This is a genomic window from Treponema pedis (assembly GCF_017161325.1).
Lineage (GTDB): Bacteria > Spirochaetota > Spirochaetia > Treponematales > Treponemataceae > Treponema_B > Treponema_B pedis.
Window position 1 is genome coordinate 884,567 of sequence record NZ_CP045670.1, and the last position, 24,562, is coordinate 909,128.

Annotated in this window: 19 protein-coding genes; 9 read left to right on the forward strand and 10 right to left on the reverse strand. The window is 37.5% G+C overall.

The genetic code is table 11. The features are described from left to right. Positions 1 to 465 precede the first annotated feature (465 nt). A complete protein-coding gene (locus DYQ05_RS03815; protein ID WP_206183873.1) occupies positions 466 to 2,070 on the forward strand; it encodes a bifunctional aspartate carbamoyltransferase catalytic subunit/aspartate carbamoyltransferase regulatory subunit in 1,605 nt (534 codons plus the stop codon). Between the two features lie 12 nt (positions 2,071 to 2,082). Here DYQ05_RS03815 and nth read toward each other — a convergent pair whose 3' ends face one another. The 3 genes from nth to DYQ05_RS03830 form a co-directional block, all read right to left on the reverse strand. After that, positions 2,083 to 2,721, reverse strand: coding sequence for an endonuclease III (gene nth, locus DYQ05_RS03820; protein ID WP_024466319.1), 639 nt, complete (start codon positions 2,719 to 2,721; stop codon positions 2,083 to 2,085). Positions 2,722 to 2,964: 243 nt separating this feature from the next. Then, entirely contained in the window at positions 2,965 to 5,493 is a 2,529-nt protein-coding gene (locus DYQ05_RS03825) for a DNA translocase FtsK (protein WP_206183874.1), read from the reverse strand. Between the two features lie 42 nt (positions 5,494 to 5,535). Continuing rightward, positions 5,536 to 6,345 (reverse strand): undecaprenyl-diphosphate phosphatase, encoded by an 810-nt coding sequence (locus DYQ05_RS03830; protein ID WP_206183875.1) that lies wholly within the window; start codon positions 6,343 to 6,345, stop codon positions 5,536 to 5,538. A gap of 303 nt (positions 6,346 to 6,648) precedes the next feature. Between DYQ05_RS03830 and DYQ05_RS03835 the strand changes: the two genes are divergently transcribed. Together DYQ05_RS03835 and DYQ05_RS03840 are read left to right on the forward strand one after the other, a co-directional pair. Then, entirely contained in the window at positions 6,649 to 7,203 is a 555-nt protein-coding gene (locus tag DYQ05_RS03835; RefSeq protein ID WP_020964611.1) for an STAS domain-containing protein, read from the forward strand. Positions 7,204 to 7,236: 33 nt separating this feature from the next. Further along, positions 7,237 to 8,082: a cobyric acid synthase gene (locus tag DYQ05_RS03840; RefSeq protein WP_206183876.1), complete on the forward strand. Its 846-nt coding sequence runs from the start codon at positions 7,237 to 7,239 to the stop codon at positions 8,080 to 8,082. A 5-nt stretch (positions 8,083 to 8,087) separates the two neighbouring features. Here the strand turns inward: DYQ05_RS03840 and mnmG are convergent, their stop codons facing one another. The 3 genes from mnmG to DYQ05_RS03855 all read right to left on the reverse strand — a co-directional run bounded on the left by mnmG (position 8,088) and on the right by DYQ05_RS03855 (position 11,962). After that, entirely contained in the window at positions 8,088 to 9,986 is a 1,899-nt protein-coding gene (gene mnmG / locus DYQ05_RS03845) for a tRNA uridine-5-carboxymethylaminomethyl(34) synthesis enzyme MnmG (RefSeq protein WP_429615252.1), read from the reverse strand. Continuing rightward, on the reverse strand, positions 9,983 to 11,281 hold the full coding sequence (locus DYQ05_RS03850; protein WP_020964614.1) for a M18 family aminopeptidase: 1,299 nt from the start codon (positions 11,279 to 11,281) through the stop codon (positions 9,983 to 9,985). Before DYQ05_RS03850 ends, mnmG begins: the two co-directional genes overlap by 4 nt. Positions 11,282 to 11,467: 186 nt before the next feature. Beyond that, positions 11,468 to 11,962, reverse strand: coding sequence for an FHA domain-containing protein (locus DYQ05_RS03855; RefSeq protein ID WP_024468745.1), 495 nt, complete (start codon positions 11,960 to 11,962; stop codon positions 11,468 to 11,470). Positions 11,963 to 12,265: 303 nt separating this feature from the next. Here DYQ05_RS03855 and DYQ05_RS03860 point away from each other — a divergent pair, with 303 nt between their 5' ends. Together DYQ05_RS03860 and DYQ05_RS03865 are read left to right on the forward strand one after the other, a co-directional pair. Beyond that, positions 12,266 to 14,338: a sodium-translocating pyrophosphatase gene (locus DYQ05_RS03860; RefSeq protein WP_024466326.1), complete on the forward strand. Its 2,073-nt coding sequence runs from the start codon at positions 12,266 to 12,268 to the stop codon at positions 14,336 to 14,338. Positions 14,339 to 14,496: 158 nt separating this feature from the next. After that, positions 14,497 to 14,982, forward strand: coding sequence for a ferritin (locus DYQ05_RS03865; RefSeq protein WP_024468920.1), 486 nt, complete (start codon positions 14,497 to 14,499; stop codon positions 14,980 to 14,982). A gap of 101 nt (positions 14,983 to 15,083) precedes the next feature. On the opposite strand, the gene DYQ05_RS03870 is transcribed toward DYQ05_RS03865, so the two are convergent. Then, positions 15,084 to 17,147, reverse strand: a complete 2,064-nt coding sequence (locus DYQ05_RS03870; protein ID WP_206183877.1) for a prolyl oligopeptidase family serine peptidase — start codon at positions 17,145 to 17,147, stop codon at positions 15,084 to 15,086. Positions 17,148 to 17,318: 171 nt separating this feature from the next. Here DYQ05_RS03870 and DYQ05_RS03875 point away from each other — a divergent pair, with 171 nt between their 5' ends. Beyond that, the gene (locus tag DYQ05_RS03875) at positions 17,319 to 18,503 is read left to right on the forward strand and encodes a S41 family peptidase (protein WP_206183878.1); all 1,185 of its coding nucleotides are present in this window, start codon (positions 17,319 to 17,321) and stop codon (positions 18,501 to 18,503) included. A 91-nt stretch (positions 18,504 to 18,594) separates the two neighbouring features. On the opposite strand, the gene hflX is transcribed toward DYQ05_RS03875, so the two are convergent. Beyond that, positions 18,595 to 19,752: a GTPase HflX gene (gene hflX / locus DYQ05_RS03880; RefSeq protein WP_206183879.1), complete on the reverse strand. Its 1,158-nt coding sequence runs from the start codon at positions 19,750 to 19,752 to the stop codon at positions 18,595 to 18,597. Between the two features lie 203 nt (positions 19,753 to 19,955). Beyond that, positions 19,956 to 20,765, reverse strand: a complete 810-nt coding sequence (gene thiD, locus DYQ05_RS03885) for a bifunctional hydroxymethylpyrimidine kinase/phosphomethylpyrimidine kinase (protein ID WP_020964621.1) — start codon at positions 20,763 to 20,765, stop codon at positions 19,956 to 19,958. A gap of 188 nt (positions 20,766 to 20,953) precedes the next feature. On the opposite strand from thiD, the gene larC (DYQ05_RS03890) reads away from it, so the two are divergent. From larC (DYQ05_RS03890) to ftcD, 3 genes are all read left to right on the forward strand, one after another. Beyond that, complete coding sequence (larC, locus tag DYQ05_RS03890) at positions 20,954 to 21,997, forward strand: nickel pincer cofactor biosynthesis protein LarC (protein ID WP_206183880.1); 1,044 nt, start codon at positions 20,954 to 20,956, stop codon at positions 21,995 to 21,997. 37 nt (positions 21,998 to 22,034) lie between these two features. Then, complete coding sequence (gene larC / locus DYQ05_RS03895; RefSeq protein WP_252723543.1) at positions 22,035 to 22,286, forward strand: nickel insertion protein; 252 nt, start codon at positions 22,035 to 22,037, stop codon at positions 22,284 to 22,286. A 160-nt stretch (positions 22,287 to 22,446) separates the two neighbouring features. Continuing rightward, positions 22,447 to 23,346: a glutamate formimidoyltransferase gene (gene ftcD / locus DYQ05_RS03900; protein WP_206184093.1), complete on the forward strand. Its 900-nt coding sequence runs from the start codon at positions 22,447 to 22,449 to the stop codon at positions 23,344 to 23,346. Positions 23,347 to 23,402: 56 nt separating this feature from the next. On the opposite strand, the gene DYQ05_RS03905 is transcribed toward ftcD, so the two are convergent. After that, positions 23,403 to 24,461 (reverse strand): pyridoxal phosphate-dependent aminotransferase, encoded by a 1,059-nt coding sequence (locus tag DYQ05_RS03905; RefSeq protein WP_252723500.1) that lies wholly within the window; start codon positions 24,459 to 24,461, stop codon positions 23,403 to 23,405. Between the last annotated feature and the right edge of the window lie 101 nt (positions 24,462 to 24,562).

The window sequence follows — 24,562 nt, forward strand, 5'->3', positions numbered from 1 at the left end:
AAGTCTTCAAAAAGCGAAATTTAATGGAAGTGCCGCCGCATTAAATACAATGTTTTATCCCGAAGTTGACGGTATCGGTTTATCAAAAGGATAATGAAATAGTTTAAGCTCGGTAAAATTTGCTTACCGTATTGTAGTTATGAATAACGGAAAAATAGAAGCTATAGGCACGAGTGAACAGTTAATTTCCCGCAAAGTACCGATATGTGGAAGGCTAAAGCCTAATGGTATAAAAACGGATCAGTTTAAATTCGCGGCATAAGCTCTTAAGCCCGTTGACATAAACTTGCATTTTTTATATACTCTTTTTTAATATCGAATAAAATCGGAGGCATAAAAATGTTCACTTACCGTAAACCGCACATAAAATTTTTTTATAAACTTCCTTTATTTTTCGATTTTGTTTTTTAACATCGGTTTTGCCGATGTTTTTTTTTGCATTTTCGATTTTATCGGAGGTTAATTATGGCAAACGTTTTTACAGGGAAATCGTTGACCGTCATCGACGACTTATCTATTGAAGAGCGGAAATATCTTTTTGAAAAAACGCGTATTTTAAAAAAAGCGATTCAAGAAGACGATAAACAAACTATGGATAAATTCAGGATTAACGATAAAGATTTCGGAATTTATGAAGTGTTTTTGGAATCCAGTACCCGCACAAAAGAATCTTTTAGAAATGCCGCGAATTTTCATCAAGTTAAGTTAAGCGATTTGGCGGTAGAAACTTCTTCTTTTAATAAAGGAGAAAGCTATGCCGACACCTTTAATACCCTTGCAGGGTACCGCAACGCTATTTTTATCGTTAGAAGTAAAATAGAAGGTGTATGCCGTTGGCTTGAAGACGAAACCCAAGCCTTTGCAAAACGGAATAACTTAAAACGTAAGCCCGCTTTTATAAATGCAGGCGACGGAAAGCACGAACACCCTACTCAAGAATTGTTAGATGAATTTACATTTTTGGAAGAAAACAATTGGTCATTTAAAAATATTCATCTTGCACTTGTAGGCGATTTATATCACGGCAGAACCGTACATTCCAAAGCGGACGGTTTAAAAATTTTCGAATCCGTAACCGTAGATTTAATTGCCCCTCCGGAACTTGCGATGCCCGACTATTACAAAATTAAAATGAAAGAAAACGGATTTAAACTCCGAGAATTTTCCTCAATTGAAGACTATTTAAATCAAGATAACATTGCAAAAATTTGGTACTTTACCCGTCCGCAGCTTGAAAGAATGGGCGAGCAGATTTTAAAAAAACAGGAAGAGCTTAGACGCTCAATAACTTTTAAAAAAGAATTTATCCGAAAGCTGCCGGAAAATACACGTTTTTATCATCCGTTGCCCCGGCACCGGAAACACCCGACTATCCCTTCTTTTTTGGACGGAACGACTCTTAACGGCTGGGAAAGCCAATCGATAAACGGAATGTATGTGCGTATAGTGCTTCTTTCTATGATTGCAGGAAAAATCGGAGAAGATTATTCGGGTTCCGCTTTGCCCGGTTCTTGTAACGAAGGAGAGGAGTACATTGTAGAAGTTCCGGTTCAAACTAAGGGAAAAAGTAAGGTTAAAACCTTTTCGGAAGGAGTGCGTCCCATTCAAAACGGAATAGTAATAGACCATATTTGCCGGGGAGATACGCCCGCCAGTATACGCCGACATATTGCAAAAATTACAAAGGTTATGAAACTGGAAGACGGTAAGGGCGGCGAATGGATTTCCACTTCAACGGAGGGGACAAATATTTTTAAAGGAATTATTTTTCGACCCGGCGAATATAAATTTTCGCGAGCCGATTTAAAAAGGCTTGCAGGAGTTGCGGCAAGTTGTACATTAAATATTATAAAAGACGGAAAAATTGAAGCAAAATACAGAACGCATTTACCTCCGCGTATCTATAATTTTGAAGATTTAATTTGCCGCAATGAGGCTTGCGTTTCGCATCCCGCTCAAGCGGAAGGAGCACCAGCAATGTTTTACCGTACCCCCGATAACCGCTATGCCTGTCAATATTGCGGAACTATTCATTCTTTTAAAGAAATATGGGGAGATAAACCCGAATAAGAGTTGTAAAACTTATTCAATGCCGTTTTTCATACAAATATCGGTTAAAAAACAGTCTCCGCAATTGGGATTACGTGCTTTGCAAATATATCTTCCGTGTAATAATATCCAGTGATGAGCGTTTAATAAATATTTTTTCGGAGTAACTTCAAGTAAATCTTTTTCGACTTCAAGCGGTGTTTTTCCCGACGACATACCTATACGCGGTGCCGTGCGCAAAATATGAGTATCTACCGCAATTGCCGGTTGTCCGAAGCCCATATTTAAAACAACATTTGCGGTTTTTCTGCCTACTCCGGGTAACTTTTCCAAATCTTCACGCTTATCGGGAACATTTCCGCCGTATTCTTCCAATAAGATTTTGCTTAATGCAATAATACGCTTTGCCTTTGTAGGATATAAATTAATTGTTTTTATATATTCTTTTACGCCTTCTTCGCCAAGTTCAAGCATTTTTTCAGGAGTATCTGCTGCTTGAAAAAAAGCCTTGGTCGCCTTATTTACACCTACATCGGTCGCTTGTGCGGAAAGAACTACGGCTATTAAAAGGGTGTAAACATTTGATGAGTAAAGTTCTCCTTTGGGATTGGGGTTATGTTTTTTTAATCTTTTGTATACTTCTTCGATTTGTTCTTTAGGCAACAGTTTTATACTCATTTAATTTTTCCTATAAAAATTAAGTATAACATAAATAAAATAAAGCTGCAATTGAGCTGTACTTTTCTATTTCTTATAAGTTTTTTATAAAAGCCGCTTTACATAAAAATCATTTGAATTATTCGCAATGCAATAATGGTTGGAACTGAGGCTCTAAAATTACAAAAAGTTAAAACCGTTTATTTTAAATGTCTTTAAAAAATTTCGGTGAGGTTTTTAAAGATGGGCATATCTTTTTTATAAAACTTCACGCGGTTTTGAACCGTTTGCAGGGCCTACAACTCCTCTGGCTTCCATTTCTTCCACTATACGGGCGGCTCTGTTATAGCCTATTTTAAGTTTACGCTGAATATATGAAGCCGATGCCTTTCCTTCAGCTAAGACTATTTCCAAAGCTTCGTCATAAAGAGGGTCGCTTTCATCTTCAAATAAGGAGCCCTGTGTATAATCATCATCGTCAATAAAGATTTCATCATCGATATAATCGGGCTCTCCGAAAGTTTTTACGTGTTCTACAACTTGTTCAACCTCATCATCGGAAACAAAGGTTCCTTGAATACGTGCGGGGAATGGAGTTGCGGTGCTTACATAAAGCATATCGCCGCGTCCTAAAAGTTTTTCGGCTCCGTTATTATCTAAAATAATTTGGCTGTCTATGCGGGAAGCAACCATAAAGGCAATACGGCTCGGAATATTCGCTTTAATTAAGCCGGTTATAACATTTGTTGACGGCCGCTGTGTTGCAAGTACCAAGTGAATTCCTACCGCACGGCTCATCGCGCAAAGTCTGGAAACGGTTGCCTCCAACTCCTTGCCGGTAGTTGCCATTAAGTCTGCAAATTCGTCTATTATAATTACAATATAGGGAAGAGTTTCGGCGGCAAGTTTTTCACGGCGGATTTTTCTATTATAGCTTTTTATATCGCGTACGCTCATTCCGTCCAGCATAGCATAGCGTCTTTCCATTTCGCAAATACAATATTGCAAACCCTGCAATGCCTTCTTAGGTTCCGTAATTACGGGTGTAAGCAAATGACCTATTCCGTTATAAAGTTTTAATTCGACAATTTTAGGGTCAACTAAAAGCAATTTAACTTCTTCAGGGCTTTTATTATACAATATGGAAAGAATTATGGAATTTACACAAACGGATTTACCGGAACCGGTAGCTCCTGCAATAAGCAAGTGCGGCGTTTGACAAAGGTCCAAGGTTTGAGGTTCTCCGGTTACATCTTTACCCAACACCACGGGAATACCCATTTTTTTTGTATCGGGAATATCCGTTTCTATTAACTCGCGGAAACCTACAATAGCTCTCATTTTATTAGGCACTTCAATTCCGACTGCCTGCTTACCGGGGATAGGTGCTACAATACGCACGCTTTGTGCCGCAAGTCTTAAAGCGATATTATCCTGAAGGGCGGTAATTTTCCCGAGTTTAATACCCGGCGGAGGCAGCACTTCGAACATTGTTACTACAGGGCCTTTACGTATTCCTGTAATTTCAATATCTATACTGAATTCGGCGAAGGTGTTTTTTAAAGCGATTGCCGCCGCTTTTGTGGAATCGTCTATTATCCAATATTCATTTCCCGGATATTTTGTTAATAAATCATAAGGAATATGATAGCCTTTTACCTTTTCTTCGGCTTTAGGTTTTAAAGGCTGTGCAGCGCTTATTTCTATAGAATCGGGTTCCGAGTTTTCCCCGCTTCCGTTTTCATACCCGCTCTCACAGGAATCCTCTTCTTCATCGGATATATCTTCTTCCGTACCGGAAACTTCAATGCATTCTTCATCGTCATCTTCAGTATCGTCCATATCCGCATGCTCGTTAAAAACGCCTTCCGTATTTTCCGTGTCGCTTCCGTTTAAATCGGCGGCATTTTCCGTACTTGGATTATCTTCTAAGAGTTCGTTATTATCATCGCTTTTCGTCTCTTCTTGAACTTCCAGCTCTTCAATATCGGAGTCAAGTTTTATATCTTCAGTTTCAATTACAACGAGAGAATCGATTAAATCAGGTTTTTTCCCGGGAATAACATTCCCGCCTATATCGACATTTATATCCGCAGCAATTTTTTCAAAAGATTTTATAGATTCATGCTGTTCGGATTCGTTTGCTATTCCCGTTTTTAAAAATTGTTCATGAGTTAAAACAGATGCCGAAGGAAGATAAGAAGGTTTTCCTATAAATCTTTTTAAAAAAATATCGTTTTTATTATACTGTAAATCAATAGTTGTGTTTTGATTTACGGAATGATACCCGTCTCCTACAATGTCTTCCGCAAATTCATCATCATCGTTATCACAATTTTTAATAATTTTATGTCTTGCCTTTTCCGCAATTATAAGTGAAAGAAATACTTCCAGTAAAATTAAAAGCCCCGTACAAAGTACAATTGAAGCATTGGCAAAGTCTTTTATTGCCGTATTTGTAATTTTAGGAATTAAAAAATAAATTAAGTGTTCGCCCAGCACACAAGTAAAAAAATATATCGGCATTCCCGCCAAAACGGCTTTTGAATGTGTACTCCAACCGGGTATGATTAAAAGAATTGCGGAATAAAGTAAGATAAAAGGTATTAAAAGCGAAGAAAATTTATAAGTGGAAAAAAGTATAAAACCGATTCTTGAAAAAGGAGAAATTATTTCGGCAACTCCGAAAATAGGCAGTAATACCGAAAGAGCGATATATACGGATAAGAGAAAAAATACTATTCCCAATATTATAGATAAAATTCTATACTTTGATTCTACATTCAAACCTAACTCCAATTACGAGGCAGCCCTTAGGATTATCGGCAATTATCCTGCAAACCCCCAAAAGTAAATGCTTAATCCTATTCCAAGCGGGATTAGATAAAAAGAAAAATATACAAGTTTTCCTTTTTTTATAAGTCCGAGCAAAAATTTAAGAGAAAAAAATCCTACTATAAAGGCTGAAGTCATTCCTGCAACAAGAGCCGGAATGCTTATCCCAACAAGTAAAGTATCGGCAGATTTTAACTCGAGTATAAATGCTGCAAGTATTGCGGGAACGGAAAGAAGAAATGAAAATTCTCCCGCAGTTTCGCGTGTCAAACCTGAAAATAGAGAGGCTGAAATAGTACTTCCGGAACGCGAAATACCCGGGATAACCCCTATACCCTGCGCAGCGCCGACCGCCAAAGCCGATATAATACAAGGTTCTTTTTTTTGTTTTTTAGGCTTAATAAAAGACGAAAGAATAAGTACAAATCCCGTTACGATGAAAAAAAACGGAACGATTTTGACATCTATATTTTTTACCCAATCTTTTAAAATTATTCCTATTACTCCTGTAACCGAAGTGGCAAGTATAATTGCCCGAATCATTTTAATATCCTCTTTATCTTCGGGTTTTTGTTTTCCGGTAATATATCTTCCCAAGACGCAAAAAAGTCGGGCTATTTTTTTCGCAAAAACCGTACATACGGCGGCAAGAGTTGCAAGATGTAAAAGAATATCGAAAAGAATGGGAAGGCTTTCTTGCTTAAAAAAATACTCCGCAATCGCCAAATGGCCGGAACTTGAAATAGGTAAAAATTCCGCCAAACCCTGAATCGCACCCAAAATAATTGCCTGTAAAATTGTCATAAAAATCACCCTTAGTTTTTAGGATATGAGAGTTTAACATAAATTCTTTAAAATTTCTATAGCTTTTAAAACATAGTGCCGTCCGCCGGCTAATTACCTGCAAAAGCGCCGTATAACAGGGTATACGGGAATATTTTGTAAATATTGCGGAAAATTCAAAAAAAAAGCTACAATTTTAGTAAAAATAACCGATAAATATAGAAAATGGTTAAGTTTCAGGCTTTTGCATTTGACTTTTTTTAAATAAAGGTTATAATGAGGTCTGGAGATACTAGAAATTTTAGTCTAGGACTCGGGAGAAATATGAGCAATAACAGCGTTATAGCAGGATTTGATGACGAAAAAGATGACAGCTTAAAGATTAAGCTGCAAAAAGTAGACGGTCTCGACAAATGTATAGTTGTGTTCCTAAACGGATACATTGACACCTACAACTCCTCTTTTTTTCAAAAACGAATTGCAAAGTTAATAGACGGAGGCTTTGTACAAATTATTTTTAATTGTGCCGCTCTAAATTATGTTTCGTCTACAGGAATCGGTTCGTTTACGGCTTTTTTAAAAACAGTTAAACCTCACGGCGGAGATATCGTTTTATTGGATATACAGCCTAAGGTTTATGAAATATTTCAACTCTTGGGCTTTTCTCAATTTTTTAATATAAAGGACGCACTTTCAGACGCGGTAGCCTTTTTTCAAACGGCATCATCGACGGCAGCTCCATCAGAAATCTTCCCGAAAATTTTTGCTTGTCCGATTTGCTCAAAGAAATTAAAAGCTACAAAGCCCGGAAGATTCAGATGTTCCGAATGTAAAACTATTTTAGCAATAGATAACAACGCCCAAGTTTTTTTGGGATAACAGGTTTTAACCCTAACCTATCGGTATAACCTTATGCCTGCTATAATGATTCAAGGAACAACTTCTTCGGCAGGTAAATCTTTGTTTTGTACCGGACTTTGCCGCATTTTTAAGAATAACGGGTTAAAAACTGTTCCATTTAAATCACAAAATATGTCTTCTCGTTTTTTTGTAACCTCCGAAGGGAAAAAGATAAGTACTGCGCAAGCCTTACAGGCGGAAGCGGCGGGAACGGAACCTTCCGTCTTAATGAATCCTATTCTTCTTATTCCTAAAACCGATACCGGAGCAAGGGTTATTATTTTAGGCGATGAAAAAACCGAAATGAATGCTCGGGAGTATTTTGAATATAAAAAATCTTGCCGTAATATGATTTCGGAAAGTTTTAAAACTCTCGAAAACGAAAACGATATTGTGGTAATTGAAGGAGCCGGAAGTCCTGCGGAAATAAACTTAAACCAAAACGATATTGTAAATATGGGAATGGCGGAAATGGCAAATGCTCCCGTATTGTTAATTGCGGATATTGACCGTGGCGGGGTTTTTGCGCAGCTTTACGGAACCGTTATGTTATTACCGGAAAAAGACAGGCGCCGCATTAAAGGAATGATTATAAATAAATTCCGCGGAGATAAGAGTCTTTTGGATTCCGGCATTAAAATGATTGAAGAATTACTGAATATTCCCGTAATTGCGACAATTCCATATATGCATTTGGAACTTGAAGATGAAGACAGTTTGATAGGCTCGGAAAAAAAATGTAATTACCGAACTCAATCCAAGGCCGAAAAGGAAATAGAGTTTAATAAACTGGCAAAACTGATTGAAGAAAATTCAGATATGGATTTTATATATACAATTGCCGGAATTAAAAAATAATTTTTCTATAAAGACCTAAGGCGTACGGTAAGCAGCATAATATCGGAAGGTCTTATTCCGGGAATTCTTCCCGCCTGCCCTATTGTTTCCGGTCTGACTGCTTTCAGCCTGGAGCATGATTCCGTGGAAAGTCCTGAAATTTCATCATAATTAAAATCGGCAGGTATCCCGGTGTTTTCCATACGTTTTACCTTGTTTATTCTTCTATCCTGTACGGCAATATAATGCTCATATCTGATTTCAAGCTCTGCGGATTCTAAAAGTTCGGGAGAAAATTCGGCCGAAGCCTTGTCTATTTTCGTAATTAATGAAAGCGGAATTTGAGGGTCGTGAAGAACATCGCTTAAGGTTTTGCCCAGATGATTTTTCAGCTCCGGATATTTTTCCGCCGTTTCTCCGGTTATTTTTACGGCGTTCCAGTTTGAAATAATTTCGGCGCGTCGGGAAAGTTTTTCGTTAAGCCTGTCTACGGCTTCTTTTTTTTGTAATCCTATTTTATAAGCCGCTTGAGTAAGTCTTTCATCGGCGGTATCGTGCCTTAATTTTAATCTGTATTCCGCACGGGCGGTAAACATACGGTAAGGTTCATCTACACCTTGGGTAACCAAATCATCAATCATAACTCCGATATATGCTTCGCTGCGTTTTAACACAAACGGAATAAATTTTTCATTTTTAAATTTAAGGGAGCGGGAATAAAGAGCCGCATTTATGCCTGCAATAATACCCTGCCCGCCGGCTTCTTCGTAACCTGAAGTTCCGTTAATTTGTCCGGCTAAAAAAAGGCCTGCAATGCGGCGAGTTTGTAAGTCGGAAGAAAGCTGAATGGGAGAAACAAAGGCGTAATCTACGGCATAAGCGGGGCGTGTAATTACGGCGTTTTCAAAACAGGGAATTGTTCTGAGCATTCTGTCTTGAACATCTTCGGGAAGGGAAGAAGAAAGGCCGTTAATATAAAGCTCTTCCGTGTTAAGCCCTTCAGGTTCAATATAAACGTGATGTCTTTCCCTCTCAGGGAATTTTTTAATTTTATCTTCAATAGAAGGGCAATATCTTGCTCCCGTTCCCTTTATTTTTCCCGAAAAAAGGGGCGCGCGATGTAAATTTTCTGCAATAATTTTATGTGTATTTCCGTTTGTATGAGTAATATAGCATTTTGCATAAGGTCTGTGAATTTCCGCATTTGCAAAGGAAAAGGGGCGCATAACGGCGTCGGCTTCCTGTTCTTCGGTTAAAGAAAAATCTACCGAACTGCGCAAAACGCGCATAGGCGTTCCCGTTTTAAGTCTTCCGACGGTAAAGCCCTTTGCGGCAAGAGCTTTTCCCAAACCGACAGCTGCCCTTTCTCCGAGTCTTCCGTCGGGAGATTCAAATTCGCCTATGTAAATTTTTCCTTCCAAAAAGGTGCCCGTTGCAAGCACAACAGCCTTAGCAGAAAACTCTCTGCCCCGTTCGGTTTTTACATATTGCACCTTTCCATATTCTACATAACCCGATTCTCCCGCGCCGGACGAAACTATATCGCAAACCGTATCTTGAAAAATATGTAGATTTTTTTCAAGCTCAAGCGTATGCTTTGCCAATTGCGAGTAAAGAAATTTATCCGCCTGTACGCGCGGAGCCTGTACTGCAGGCCCTCTGCTTTTATTCAATAAGCGGTATTGAATCATAGAGGCGTCCGCGAGTTTTCCCATTTCTCCGCCCAGGGCGTCAATTTCGCGGACAATGTTTCCTTTAGAAATTCCGCCTATCGAAGGATTACATGAAAGACGACCTATGCTGTCGGCAGTTTGAGTTATCAGTAAGACGTTTTCGCCCATACGGGCTGAAGCTAAGGCGGCTTCGATTCCTGCGTGTCCGCCGCCTACCACTATTACATCATAATCGGAAAATCTATACATCATTTATAAAATTCTTCAAAGGCCTTTGTAATAAATTCCTGGTCTTCAGTTCCGCCCAATTCTCTTACGGAATGCATTGCTAAAATCGGGTTTCCTATATCAACGCTCTTTATGTTTAAGTTTGAAACCGAAATAGGCCCTATCGTTGAGCCGCCTCTCATATCCGAGCGGTTTACAAAATTTTGAAACGGAACCTTTGCCCTCATACAAACATCTTTAAAAATTCCCGCCGAGATACCGTCGGAAGTGTAGCTCATAGAAGCGGCAAGTTTAATTGCGGGGCCTTTATTCATAAGAGGGAAATTGGTTATGTCGTTTTTTTCGGTATAGTTCGGGTGAAGACCGTGAGCTTGGTCCGCCGAAATTAAAAATGAAAAAGCCAAAGCTTTTTGCATTTCTTCAAAAGCATTTCCCTTACAAGTGCTTAACACAATACGCTGAATTGTATCCTGCAAAAAGGGGCTTCCCGCACCTTGTGCCGTGCCCGAGCCCACTTCTTCATTATCGAAGACCGCCGCCATTTGAACAAAAGTCGATGCTCGGGACCGTGCAAGGGCATCAATTGAAGAGTAGGCCATTCCCAAATTATCTATTCGCCCTATAGAAAAAAATTCGTCATTTAAACCTACAAAACAGCCGGGCTGGCGGTCGTATAGATAAAGGTCAAAATCCAAAATTTGTTCTTTTTTTACGTTTAAGTTTTCGGCAATTAGATTAAGCAAAAAGCCTTTTTCTTCAAATTTCTCATTTATAATCGAAAGAACGGGAAGCGTATCTTTTTGTTTATTATAAGAATAACCTTCGTTTACCTCTCTATTCATATGAATTGCAAGATTGGGAATTATCAATATCGGTTTATCGAAATCGATTAATCTTATTTCCGGTTTTAAAAGATTGTCCGTTTTTAAGACTGCACGGCCTGCGGCGGAGAGAGGGCGGTCAAACCAGGTAGATAAAATGGCTCCGCCGTAAACTTCAGTATTTAATTTTAAAAAATGATTATTTACTTTTATTTCGGGATTCGGTTTTATTCTAAAAGTAGGAGAATCGCTGTGACTTCCTATAATCCTAAATCCGTTTTCGGCACCGCCCGTTTTCGGCATTTGCCAGGCAATAACGGCGCTTCCGTTATTCGTAATAAAATATTTTCCGCCTTCTTTTAAATTAAAAGAATCTTTTTGTTCAAGTCGGTTAAATCCGTTGGCTTCCAAAAATTCGCCTAAATTTTTTATTGCATGATAAACCGACGGACTTTTATCAATAAATTTCATTAAGGCTTCGGCATATTGTTTGTTCATCTGTATTCTCCTAAAGTATTTTAAAAGTTTAAACTTTATTACCGTATTTTAAGCATTATATCAAAATTATTAAGGGCAGGCAAGATGAGGAGAGGAGGGTAAACAATGTTATATTAAAGATATAAAAAAAGCTTTGCAGTTTTTACGGAACTTAAAACTGCAAAGCTTATATGTTTTTATAAAGTATTATTTTTCTTGTTTTGCATTTTGAATATCTTTAACGGAAGGAGACTTTACCTTTTCCAAGCTTATAACAGTTCTGGCTATGGTTGGAGGATTAGTTTTTGTATCTACAGTTTCAATTGTAGAGGTTGCCTTATTACCCTTTATCTCGATAACCTCGTCATAGTGACCGGATATTATCAATCTATTTCCGTCCGTAGTAAAACTTTTGCCGGAATCTCTATATAAACCCGGATTATTTCCTCCTATATCTTTTTTTGCCCAATAATACAATCCGCCGCTTGTAAAGCAATAATAAACATGCGTCGTAACGTCTCCCTTTGTTATAGGGTATACCGTAGGCTCTCCTTGTTGTTTACCGTTTATATATTTACCTATACTTTTTACTTCCCATACTCCGCTTATTCTTTGTTTAAGCGAACAGCTTGAAGCTAAAACAATAATGCAGGCTATTAAAACCGATGCTCCGACAATAAGATTCGTTCTTTTTTCTTTCATTTTATACGCTCCCTGTTACAAGTTTTCCTTGTAAACTTTAAAATTTATTTTAGGGGTATAATTATTTTTCGGAAGGTTCCGTCCTTTTTATCTTAAGGCAATCCGTAAATATCTTGATAACCCTAATCTCTTTAAGTATATATACATTTTCTATTCGTGTCAATAACGGCTAACGGCATATTTAACCCTTACAGTCAATAAGCTACTTGAAAAACTATTAAAAATATGTTATTTTCCGTCTATTATAGCGGAAATAACCGCATAATTTACTTTAACGTTGTATTTTTACAACAGGAGGACAAAATGAGTATATCACTCGCATTGTACGCTGTGCTTGGGGGCGGAATTTTAGCCCTGCTTTATGCACTTTTCAGAACCCTTTGGATTTATAAGCAAAAGGTATCAAATCAGGAACTTAAAGAAATCGGCGGGCATATTGCCGACGGTGCTATGGCATTTTTGAAGAGGGAGTATTTGACTCTTCTTCCGTTCATAGCTGTTGTTGCGGTTTTTCTTGCAATAGGAAACTCTGGAGCGTTAAAGTTTCAGTCGCTTTCGTTTCTGCTTGGTGCAATAGCTTCTATGTCTGCCGGTTATATCGGTATGCGCGTTGCTACAAAGGCTAATTCCAGAACAACACAGGCGGCTAACGACCAAGGACTTAACGGCGCTTTAAAAGTTGCTTTCTCAGGCGGAAGCGTTATGGGAATGAGCGTTGTGGGTCTTGCTTTTATCGGACTTTTTGTCGTTCTCATTCTTTCCACTTCATTTTTAGGTGCGGATGAGAATATTTTCGGAAGTACAATTTTACCTTTGGCGACGGCTTTTTCTTTGGGAGCTTCTTCAATTGCCTTATTTTCACGTGTAGGCGGAGGTATTTACACAAAGGCTGCCGACGTAGGTGCCGACCTTGTAGGAAAGGTTGAAGCGGGAATTCCTGAAGATGACCCCAGGAATCCCGCAACAATTGCGGATAACGTAGGAGATAACGTAGGAGATGTTGCAGGTATGGGTGCCGACCTTTTTGAATCTTTTGTCGGTTCTTTGGTAGGTGCTATGATTTTAGGATTAACGGTTGTACCCAGTGCGGCATCATTAAAAGTTCAAATGATGGTACTTCCTCTTTTAATTGCGGTTGCAGGGCTTATTGCTTCTTTAATAGGAACATTATTTGTTCGTGCAAAACCCGATTCAAATCCGCAAACGGCATTAAATATGGGAACTTTCGGAGCGGCTCTTATTGCAACCGTTTTTGTTTTTTTCCTCGTAAAATTTATTATGGGCGATGCAACTTTTGACGGCGGAAGAAATTATTTAAATGTCTTCTTTTCTACAATAATCGGTCTTGCTGCCGGTGTTCTTATAGGTATTATAACCGAATTTTATACCGGTACCGGGAAACGTCCCGTTAAAGCCATTGTTGATGCATGTGAAACAGGCCCCGCTACGACAATTATTTCAGGTCTTGCTGTGGGAATGAGAAGTACATTCCCCGTTATAGTTTTAATCGGAGCTTCCATTTGGGGAAGTTTTGTACTTGCAGGTCTTTACGGAGTAGGTATTGCAGCAGTAGGTATGTTGGTAACCTTAGGTATTCAGCTTGCCGTTGACGCTTACGGTCCCATTGCGGATAATGCGGGAGGTCTTGCGGAAATGTCCAAATTCCCCGAAAATGTAAGAAATATTACGGACAGTCTTGATGCGGTAGGAAATACAACCGCCGCTATAGGAAAAGGTTTTGCAATAGGTTCCGCAGCTCTTACAGCTATTATTTTATTCACTTCGTTTAAAGAGCAGGCCGGTGTTAAAGATGTCGATGTTACGGTAATAAGCGTTCTTGTAGGTATATTGTTGGGAGCCGTCTTCCCGTTCTTATTCTCGGCTCTTACGATGTCCGCCGTGGGAAAGGCTGCCCATAAAATGATTGAAGAAGTTAGAAGGCAGTTTAAACAAAAACCCGGTATTTTACAAAATACGGAAAAACCCGATTACAAACGATGTGTAGATATCAGTACGCAAGCCGCTTTACGCGAAATGATTATACCCGGTTTGGCTGCAATTGCTACACCCATTATTATAGGCTTTACCGGCGGGCCTCAAATGTTGGTAGGTCTTTTAACCGGCGTTACGGTTTCGGGTGTTGTTATGGCTGTATTTATGTCCAATGCGGGCGGTGCTTGGGATAACGCAAAGAAAATGATTGAAGGCGGAGTTGCGGGCGGAAAAGGTTCTCCGTCTCATAAGGCTGCGGTTGTAGGAGATACCGTAGGCGACCCCTTCAAAGACACCTCAGGTCCTTCAATTAATATTTTAATTAAACTTATGTCAATGGTTTCGTTGGTTATTGCTCCGATGCTTAAAGCTTATTGGGGCTAATACGTTAAACGTTTAAAGTAAAAAAGCACAAGCCTTTTAGGTCTTGTGCTTTTTTTAATTAAATCACGATTTTTATAAAATTTTATATTTTTACGAATTTTCCTTGACTTTTCTATAAAATAGCATTAAACTGTTTTATATAGGTTAAGGAGATTCTTATGTTAAGTGAAAAATTGACAAAAGCATTAAACGGGCAAATCAATAAGGAAATGGCTTCAGCTTATTTGTATTTGGGAATGGCAACTCATTTTGAAGCCGAAGGTCTTTTAGGTTTTTCATCATGGATGCACAAACAGGTTAAAGAAGAAATGGACCATGCAATGAAAATCTATAAATTCATTTTTGAAACGGGCGGTAAGCCCGAATTGGAAAAATTGGAAGCTCCTAAAACCGAATACGGTAAACCTGAAGATGTTATCAAACAAGTCTTGGAACACGAAAAATCCGTAACCGAATCGGTCAACGCTCTTTACGCTTTGGCTTCTGCCGAAAATGATTATAAAACTCAAGTATTTTTACAATGGTTTATAACCGAACAAGTTGAAGAAGAAGCGAATGTTCAATCGATATTGGATAAATTTAAATTTGTTGACGGAAGTGCCGCCTTACTTTTTCTTGATAAGGAGTTGGGCTCCAGAGAATAAAATTTTTTAAACGGAAAAAGCTCTTGCAATTTAATATTGCAAGAGCTTTTTTTGTATTGATATCGGGAACCTTTAAAAGTTTCCGTTTTTAAAAATGTCTATTAACCTTTTATATCGGTTCCTGTTTGATAAAAAACAAACGAAAAAATATCGGCGGTTTCTTCAATAATTTTTGCAGTAGGTTTACCCGCACCGTGTCCCGCTTTTTCGGTTATGCGGATTAAAACGGGATTTTTACCCTTATATGTATCATGAAGAGCTTGCGCATATTTAAACGAATGCGCAGGAACAACCCTATCATCATGGTCGCCTGTAGTTATCAAAATCGAAGGATACTTTATTTCAGGTTTTATGTTATGCAGAGGTGAATAAGCATAAAGGTATTCGAACATTTCTTTACTGTCTTCGCTGCTTCCGTATTCATCTACCCAAGCCCAGCCGATTGTAAAGTGCTGATAGCGCAGCATATCCAATACTCCTACTTGCGGAATTGCAACGGCAAAAAGGTCCGGACGTTGATTTGTTACGGCTCCTATTAAAAGGCCGCCGTTTGAACCGCCCTGTATTGCAAGTTTTTCCGGTGAAGTATATTTATTTTTAATTAAATATTCTCCGCCTGAAATAAAATCATCAAATACATTTTGCTTATTTTTCTTTTTTCCCGCTTCATGCCATTTTTCACCGTATTCCAAACCGCCTCGCAAATTAACGCAAGCATATATTCCTCCCGCTTCAAGAAAGGCAATTCTTGCTGCGGAAAACATCGGTGTCAATGAAATTGCAAAACCTCCGTATCCGTACATAATTGTAGGATTGTTTCCGTCCAACTTAATATCGGATTTATAAACAATATGCATAGGAATCTTTGTGCCGTCTTTGCTTGCAAAAAATACTTGTTCGCATTTATATTTTTTATCATCGAAATCAACGGCAGGAGTAAAAAAATCTTTAAGCTCATTTTTTTCTATATCGTATTTTATTATTTTATTCGGAGTTATATACGAAGTGTAAGCAAAGAACAAAAAATTTTCGCTTTTTCTCGCTCCGGAAAAAGTTATACTTCCGTTTTCGGGTAACGCAACCCTCTTTTCATTTTTTCCGTCAATCCCGTAAATATAAACCGTATCTTGAACATCTTTAATATATACGGTAAGAATTTTTCCTCCGCAAATGGTACAGGAAGATAAAAGACATTTTTTTTCAGGTATTACATCTTCAATATTTGTTTCCGACGGATTTGCAAGCGGGGTTTTTACCAATTTGTAAAAAGGAGCATCCTTGTTTGTCATCAAAAATAAATAACCGCCGTCCGTTTCAATAGGATAAACCGTATTTTTAAAATCTTTATTATATTGAACAAAACAATCTTTGGATTGCGGCAAGCCTTTTTGTAAATCGGCAATAAAAACCAAAAAGCCTTCGCTGCCGGCTTCATTGGCATAGATAAAAAGAGTCTTTTCATCTTCGGAAGTACTTGCAGTAAATGACCTGAGCGGATGCTCGGTATCGTTAAATATAAGTTTATCTTCGGTTTCCGGCGTTCCGAGCTTGTGATATTTTATTTTTTGAAATTCGTTTTTTTCAGTTAAAGCTTTTCCTTCGCCTACCGCATCATAACAGCTGTAAAAAAATCCGTCTTTATACCATGCAATATCTGAAAATTTTATCCATTTGATATTATCTTCCGTTAAGGCTTTTTTTTCCGCATCGAAAACAAATATCTCTTCCCAATCGGAACCGCTGCCCGAAACCGAATAGGCCATATATTTTCCGTCTTTGGAAAATCTTAAATTTTTTAATGCAATTGTTCCGTCGTTGCTTAAAGTATTCGGGTCGAAAAAAAGTTCCGGATTTTCTTCCGCTTTTTCGGAATTTTTTTGACGGTACATAACGCTTTGATTTTGTAAACCTTCAGTTCTAAAAAAATAAAAATAATTCCCGGCTTTAAAAAGGCCTGAACGTTTTTCATAATCCCAAACTTCTTCAACTCTTTTTTTTATTTTATTTCTAAAAGGAATTTTAGATAAAAATTCTTCCGTTTTTTTGTTTTCCCGTTTTACCCATTCCTTAACTTCAGGAGCGTTGTCGTCTTCAAGCCATCGGTAGGGGTCGGCGACTTTAATACCGAAATAATCGTCATACACAATTTGTTTTTTGTCTTCCATAAAATAGAAATCTCCTTATGATACCATATTATTTTTTAAGATATAATATGTTAAAAAATAGGTTAATGTCAACACGGACAACATGATTATAAACACATCAATTTTCAGCTTATAAATATAGATGAACCGGAAAAATTATGATATGATTGCAATGTAAGGATAGCATAAAATATGAAAAAAATTATTTTTACTTTATTTTTATTTACGGCGGTAATTTGTACGGCGGAACAATCAACCGGGACGGATATTTTAGAGAAGGTAAGCGGATGTATAAAAAAGAATCATGCCAATCCGTTTACTAAAATTACCGAAGCGGAATTTGATGCGGAAATCAAAACTTTAAAATCCGAATGGAATAAAAAAAACGAAACGGAAAAATATTTTGCCTTGCGCGGACTTATCGCTCTTTTGGGAGACTCTCATACTCAAATTGTAGGACCCCCGTTTCCTCAAGACGTCTTGCCGTTTTTTGTTTTACCGTATGGAGGACATTCCATAATAGTGCAAGCGCAAAATGAATACGGAGAGCTTGCCGGGAAAGAACTTATCGCAATAAACGGAATTGAAATAAAAACGGTTTTAAAAAATTTGATGCCTATAATTTCTTATGATACCGAAGGCTATGCGGAATTAAAAGCTCATTACGAATGCCGCTTATCTTCGAGTTTGAAATTTACGAAAGTTATAAAATCTTCAGAAAAAATTGATATAACGGTAAAAGATGTTTTAACCGGCGAAATAAAAACTTTCAAAATCGGTTTTTTAAAGAGCGGACAACAAATAACAAATCCTGTTTTTGCACGGTTCGCACCGACTTTATTTCAATCGGGTTATTACCGAGCCGATTTTATACGGGACGAGATTTTATTTATTCAATATAATATATGCTCGGATTATTCGGAATTGCCGATGAGTAAATTTGTAAGTATTTTAAAAAATAAATTAAAAGAAAAGGCTCCTAAAAAAATTATCATTGATTTACGGCATAACCAAGGCGGAGACAGTACCGTTATAAAACCTTTAACTGAAATGTTAAAATTATTTTTAAAAAACGGCTCAGCGGTATTTTGCTTAATCGGAGGAGAAACTTTTTCATCGGGAGTAATGGCGGCGGAGGATTTAAAAAATATTGGAGCCGTCTTAATCGGAGAAAAATGCGGTTGGAACGGGCGCTTCGGTGAAGTAAAAGAATTATCGCTTTCGGATAATTTAACTCTTTTATATTCGGTAAAAGATTTTTCCGCTTATTTTAAAAACGGTATCGTACAACCCGATAAAGTAGTTTTACCTGATTTAAAAGATTTGGCAAACGGAATCGATACTTGTATTGAATACATAAAACAAAATTACAATTAAAAAAATGTTTTATAAAATTCAATTAAGTTATAAATCCTTTATTGCATTAAAATGTTTATTCCGCAAATAAATTGAGCTGTTTTTCGCATAGCTATAAAACGGTGTTTACGATTTCCTCCAACTTAATTTTGAGAAAATCCAAGCCCTCTCCGGTTTTTAGGGAAATCTCTACGGCTTCGGGATATCGGGTTTTTAATTGCAAAAGAGATGCAGGGTCAAAAACGCAATCGATTTTATTTATTACAATAATGGCATTTTTTTTACCGCAATTTAATTCCTCTAAAACGGATTGTGTTACGGCAAGACATTCACACATTGCGGGGTGGGAAGCATCGCATAAGATTATTAAAAAATCGGCTAAGGCAGCTTCTTCCAATGTAGAATGGAAAGCGTCAATTAATTGGTGGGGAAGATTACTTACAAACCCGACCGTATCGGTAAGCAAAAATTGAACGCCGCCTGTTTTATTCGGAAAGAAAATTTTACGGGTTTCGGAATCAAGGGTTGCAAAAAGTCTGTTTTCCGCAAAGATATCCGTTCCTGAAAGTTTTTTAAGTAAAGAAGATTTTCCCGCATTTGTATAACCTACGATGGCTCCGATTTTTTTATTGCCTTCCGTTCTGCTCTTACGCTGAACATTCCGCTGTACTCTGACCTTTTCAACTTCTTTACGCAATTTTGAAATTTCCGTACGAAGGCGACGTTTATCGAGTTCCAATTTTTTTTCACCCGCTCCGCGCGAACCTTTAACACCGCCCCGTTGCTGTGAAAGCCCGGTCCATTTACGCGTGAGACGCGGCATGGAATATTCAAGCTGAGCCAGTCGTGCCTGCAAAACAGCTTCGCGTGTTTGCGCTCTATCTGCAAATATTTGAATAATAACTTCGCGTCTATCTATAACGCAAAGTCCCGAAACCTCTTCAAGATTTCTTTGAATGCGCGGACTTAAATCGCAATTAAAAATAATTAAATCCGCATTTTTTTCTTCCGCAACATTTAAAATTTTTTCAAGCTGCCCCGACCCTACAAGCGTTGCAGGATTGGGAGAGCCGATTTTAAACCGGAGAGAGAAAACGGGGTTTACTAAAATCGTTTCCGATAAACTTTTTAATTCACTTTCTTCAATACTTTGCAATGCGGTTAAATTTTTTACATTTGTATGTATTAAAGAATTTTTTACCTGTGAATAAATATCGGTAAAAACTAAAACGGCTTTTTTTTGTTCTTGTTTAAGTTTGATTAAGTTCAATATTTGTTCCTTGTATAAAATTTAAACTTATGGATATGTTATGATTTTTATAAGATTATGTCAATCGTAATTTATACACACATAAACAAAAATACTTATTGCGGTTCGATTTTATCCGGCATTTTATTAAACCGGAGTTTATCGTTCTCTATAACAAAAATATAAGCCCGATAATATTTTATCGGGCAAAAAGTTCTATCGTTTTAATTAAACCCTTTTCTCCATGCCGAAGGATTTCCGGGTCCTACCCATTGATTAAGTTGAAAACCGCTTCTAAGGCTTAATGTAATAAATTTCTTCGCTCTGGTTACCGCTTCGTAAGGCTCAAGCCCTATACCGAGACCGGCTGCAATTGCCGCTGCCGTAGTACAGCCCGCTCCGTGCGTCCATCGCGTTTTTATCAATTCGGCTTCGACTTTTAAAAATTCTTTTCCGTCATAAAAAATGTCTATCGAAGATTGCTCATCTTTTAATTTTGAGCCTCCCTTAATAAACACATAAGGAACTCCCATACCGTGAATAATTTTTGCAGCCTCTTTTATTTCTTCCAAAGTTTCAGGAGTATTTACATTTGCGATTTGTCCCGCTTCGAACAAATTAGGAGTTATTATTTTTGCGAGCGGCAAAAGTTTTTTTATAATTAAATTATTAAGTTCGGGATTAAGCGCAATATTTCCGCCTTTGCAAACCATAACGGGGTCAAGAACATAATTTTTTACATTATATTTTTTTAAATACTCCGCTGAAAGCTCTACCGCATAATTTGTTGCAAGCATTCCCGTTTTAGCCGCATCTACGCCTATACCCTTAAAAACGGTATCGAGCTGCGATTTAATTGTTTTTTCGTCCAGCGGAAAAACTTCGTGCCCCCATTCATTATCCGGATTCATTGTAGCAATTACGGTAACTGCCGCCATACCGTAAACTCCATATTCTTGGAAGGTTTTTAAATCGGCTTCCAAGCCCGCACCGCCGGACGCATCGGAACCGGCAATTGTTGCAAGTTTAATCATAACCAATCTCCTAATTATCTGGATTTTAATTCTTTATAAGGATTAACTTTCTAATTTAACGGAGTGTATCACAAACCGTAAAAGCGGTCAAGTATTTGCCTTAATGATGTAATTGACAGCACAGTATTTAAATGCTACAATTAAAAACAATATTTATGCTATAGAAATTTTATAATAAAGGATATTTTATGATTTTATATTTGGATTGTTTTTCCGGTATAAGCGGAAATATGTTTTTAGGCTCAATGCTTGAATTGGGCATAGATTTTGAGTGGTTAAAAGGAGAATTAAAAAAACTTAATCTTCCAGATGAATATGAAATTACGGCAGAAAAAACGGAGCGATGCGGAATTAGCGGCACTTATGTAAATGTCATTCTTCCGCATGAACATTCACATTGTTCGGAGCACTCCGAAGAAAACAGTCATTGCGATAACGGCGGAGAACATTTTCATAATCATTCGGATGCACATAGCCATTCGCACGAAGACCATTACCATTCACATGAGCACGAGCATAATCATGAACATAACGGTTCACATCATCACATTCACAGGAATTTATACGATATTCATAAAATTATTGATGACAGTACTCTTTCACAAAATGTAAAAGATAAAGCAAAAAATATTTTTCAATTTGTTGCAAATGCCGAAAGTAAAATTCATAATAAACCTTTTGAAGAATTACACTTCCATGAAGTGGGAGCAACCGATTCTATAATCGATATTGTAGGAGCGGCAATCTGTTTGGAAAAACTTAAACCTGAAAAAATATATGCAAGCTCCGTTGCGCTGGGGTCCGGTTTTGTTCATTGTGCACACGGAAAAATCCCGGTGCCGGCTCCCGCAACATTGGAAATTTTAAAAGCGGGAAAAATTCCCGGTTATACTTCCGATATAAAATCGGAACTGGTAACACCGACAGGAGCCGCCATTCTGGCAACTATTGTAGATGAATTCCGCTGCTGTCCTGAAATGATTTTACATTCCACAGCTTACGGTGCCGGTACGCGCGATAATCCCGTTCCCAATATGCTTCGTATTCTTATGGGCGAAACGCTCAATTCGGCAAAAACACAAAATACCGGCTCCGTTACGGAAGCGGTGTTCCAAGTTGACGATATGACAGGCGAAGCTCTGGGATTTTTAATGGAAAAACTTTTTACGGCAGGTGCTGTTGATGTTTATTTTTCTTCGATATATATGAAAAAAAAACAGGCCGGCAGTTAAAGTAACCGTTTTATATAAAAAAGAATTACACGAGAAAATTACACATATTATTTTTAAACACTCTTCCACTTTAGGTTTTAGGTTTTGCGAAAAAGAGCGGATAGAAATGTCCCGCAAAATTGAAACGATAAAGTCTTCAGACGGAAACTTGGGTGAAGTTAAAATAAAAACTGCAGAATATAAAGATATAAAAAAAGAAAGCATAGAATATGAAGCTCTTAAAAAAACTGCCGATGCTTTAGGTTTAAGCCTTGATGAGTTAAGTAAAAAATTTTTTAAAGAAAGATAAAAAAGATTTATCATCGTTATTATACTCCGGGATTTCTTAAAATACCGTTTTGACCGTATCGTATTCGGGCGGGTTAATTTAAAGTAAGGACTTCTCTTGTTCAAGATTTTATTTTATGATAAACTAACAAGTATAAATTTATACGTTATTTTGGAGTTTTATTATGAATAAAATTATTGAGTGTGTTCCGAATTTCAGTAACGGACGGGATTCTGAAGTTTTAGAAAAAATTATTGAACCCTTTCGGGGTAAAACCGATTTAAAACTATTGGATTATGAATCCGATAAAGACCATAACCGGTCCGTTGTAACTGTAATAGGAGAACCGGAAGAGTTAAAAAAAGCCGTTGTCGAGGCTGTAGGAATTGCAGCTCAGCTTATCGATTTGCGTAAACATGAAGGGGCTCACCCCAGAATGGGAGCAACCGATGTTGTTCCTTTTATTCCGATTAAAAATTCTTCAATGGAAGAATGTATCGCCATTTCAAATGATGTAGGTAAGATGATTTGGGAACAGCATAAAATCCCCGTATTTTTGTATGAAAAATCGGCTACATCTCCCGCAAGAGAAAATCTCTCCACTATACGTAAGGGGCAATTTGAAGGTATGTCGGAAAAAGTTAAACAACCCGAATGGAAACCGGATTTCGGCGGTACCGAAATACATCAATCGGCGGGAGTTACCGCAGTAGGCTGCCGAATGCCGCTGGTTGCTTTTAATGTCAACCTTGCAACAAACGACCTTTCCATTGCAGATAAGATTGCAAAAAAAGTACGTTTTATCGGCGGAGGGCTGCGGTTTGTAAAAGCTATGGGTGTAGATTTGGCGGAACGCGGGATTGTCCAAGTTTCTATGAATATGACCGATTACACTAAAACCTCGCTTTACCAATCTTACGAAATGGTAAAAATGGAAGCGAAGCGTTACGGTGTAAGCGTTGTAGGTACCGAAATTGTAGGGCTTACTCCTATGGAAGCTCTTATGGATGTTGCTTCTTATTATCTCCAAATAGAAAATTTTGAATTTAATCAAATTATAGAAGCCCGTTTGCTTGAATAGCTTTAACCCGGTAAATGTATTTTTAAGCTCATCGATTTTTTGATGAGCTTTTATTTTTAAATCAAAGTCTCGATAAATTTTCTGTTATCTTCTTTCGATTTTACCGCAATCCTTATATGATTGTCGTTTAAAATTTTAAAACTTGAACACGTACGCACAAGGATTCCCTTTTTTTCAAAAAAATTTTGAGCTTGTATATCGGTACAGTTTAAAAGTTTTAACAAAATAAAATTGCAATCCGAAGGATAAGGCTCAAATTTAATATTTCCTAAGGTTCCATGTTTATTCAATTCCGCAAAAAATTCGGAATAAGCGGCTCTTATATAGGTACGGCTTTTATTTATAAACTCCGTGTCGGCGAAAATAATTTGTGCGGCGGCTTCCGCAAAAGCATTTATGTGCCACGGTTGTTCAAATTGCGAAATAGATTCTGCAACGGACGGAGATGTACAGGCATAAGCCAAACGGAGACCGGGTAAGGCAAAAAATTTTGTCGCCGCACGTATTATACAGATATTTTTAAATTCTTCTTTTTTAAAAATGTCTATACTGTTGTAATCTATTGCACAAAATTCAAAAAAAGCTTCATCTAAAAGTAAAAAAGCTTTTTTTGAATTTATAATTTCATAAATTTTTAAAAGCTCCGTTTGTGCCGTTCTTAACCCGGTAGGATTGTTGGGATTACCCAAAATCAATAAATCGTTTTCTTTTATATTTTCGTTAAGAACTTCGATATTAAGAACAAAATCGCTTCTATAAGGAATTTCTAAAGTTTCTTTGTTTCTAATCTTTGCACGCAATTTATATTCCGAAAAACAGGGCGGGCAAATTATAACACGGCTAAAATTTGCAGCACAAAAATTATCTATAATTTCAACCGCTCCGTTGCCGAGTAAAATATTTTCAGGCAAACAGTTTAAATACTTCGCTGCGGCTTTTTTTAAATTTCTATAATTTATATCGGGATAAACTTTTAAATTTTGAAAAGCTCCGTTTAAAGCAGCTTTAAGCCCATGAGGCATTCCGAGAGGATTTATATTGCTGCTGAAATCCGTTAAATTGTTATTTTCGGGTTGACGGGATAAAAGCCCGCCGTGCGTCATTACAATATCCATTGCGGGGTAAGTGTATCACAGTTTACGGGATTTGTCCTATAGGTCGGGTTTAAAGTAAACTTAGGCTTATTTACATAATATTTAAAATATAGTAAAGTCAA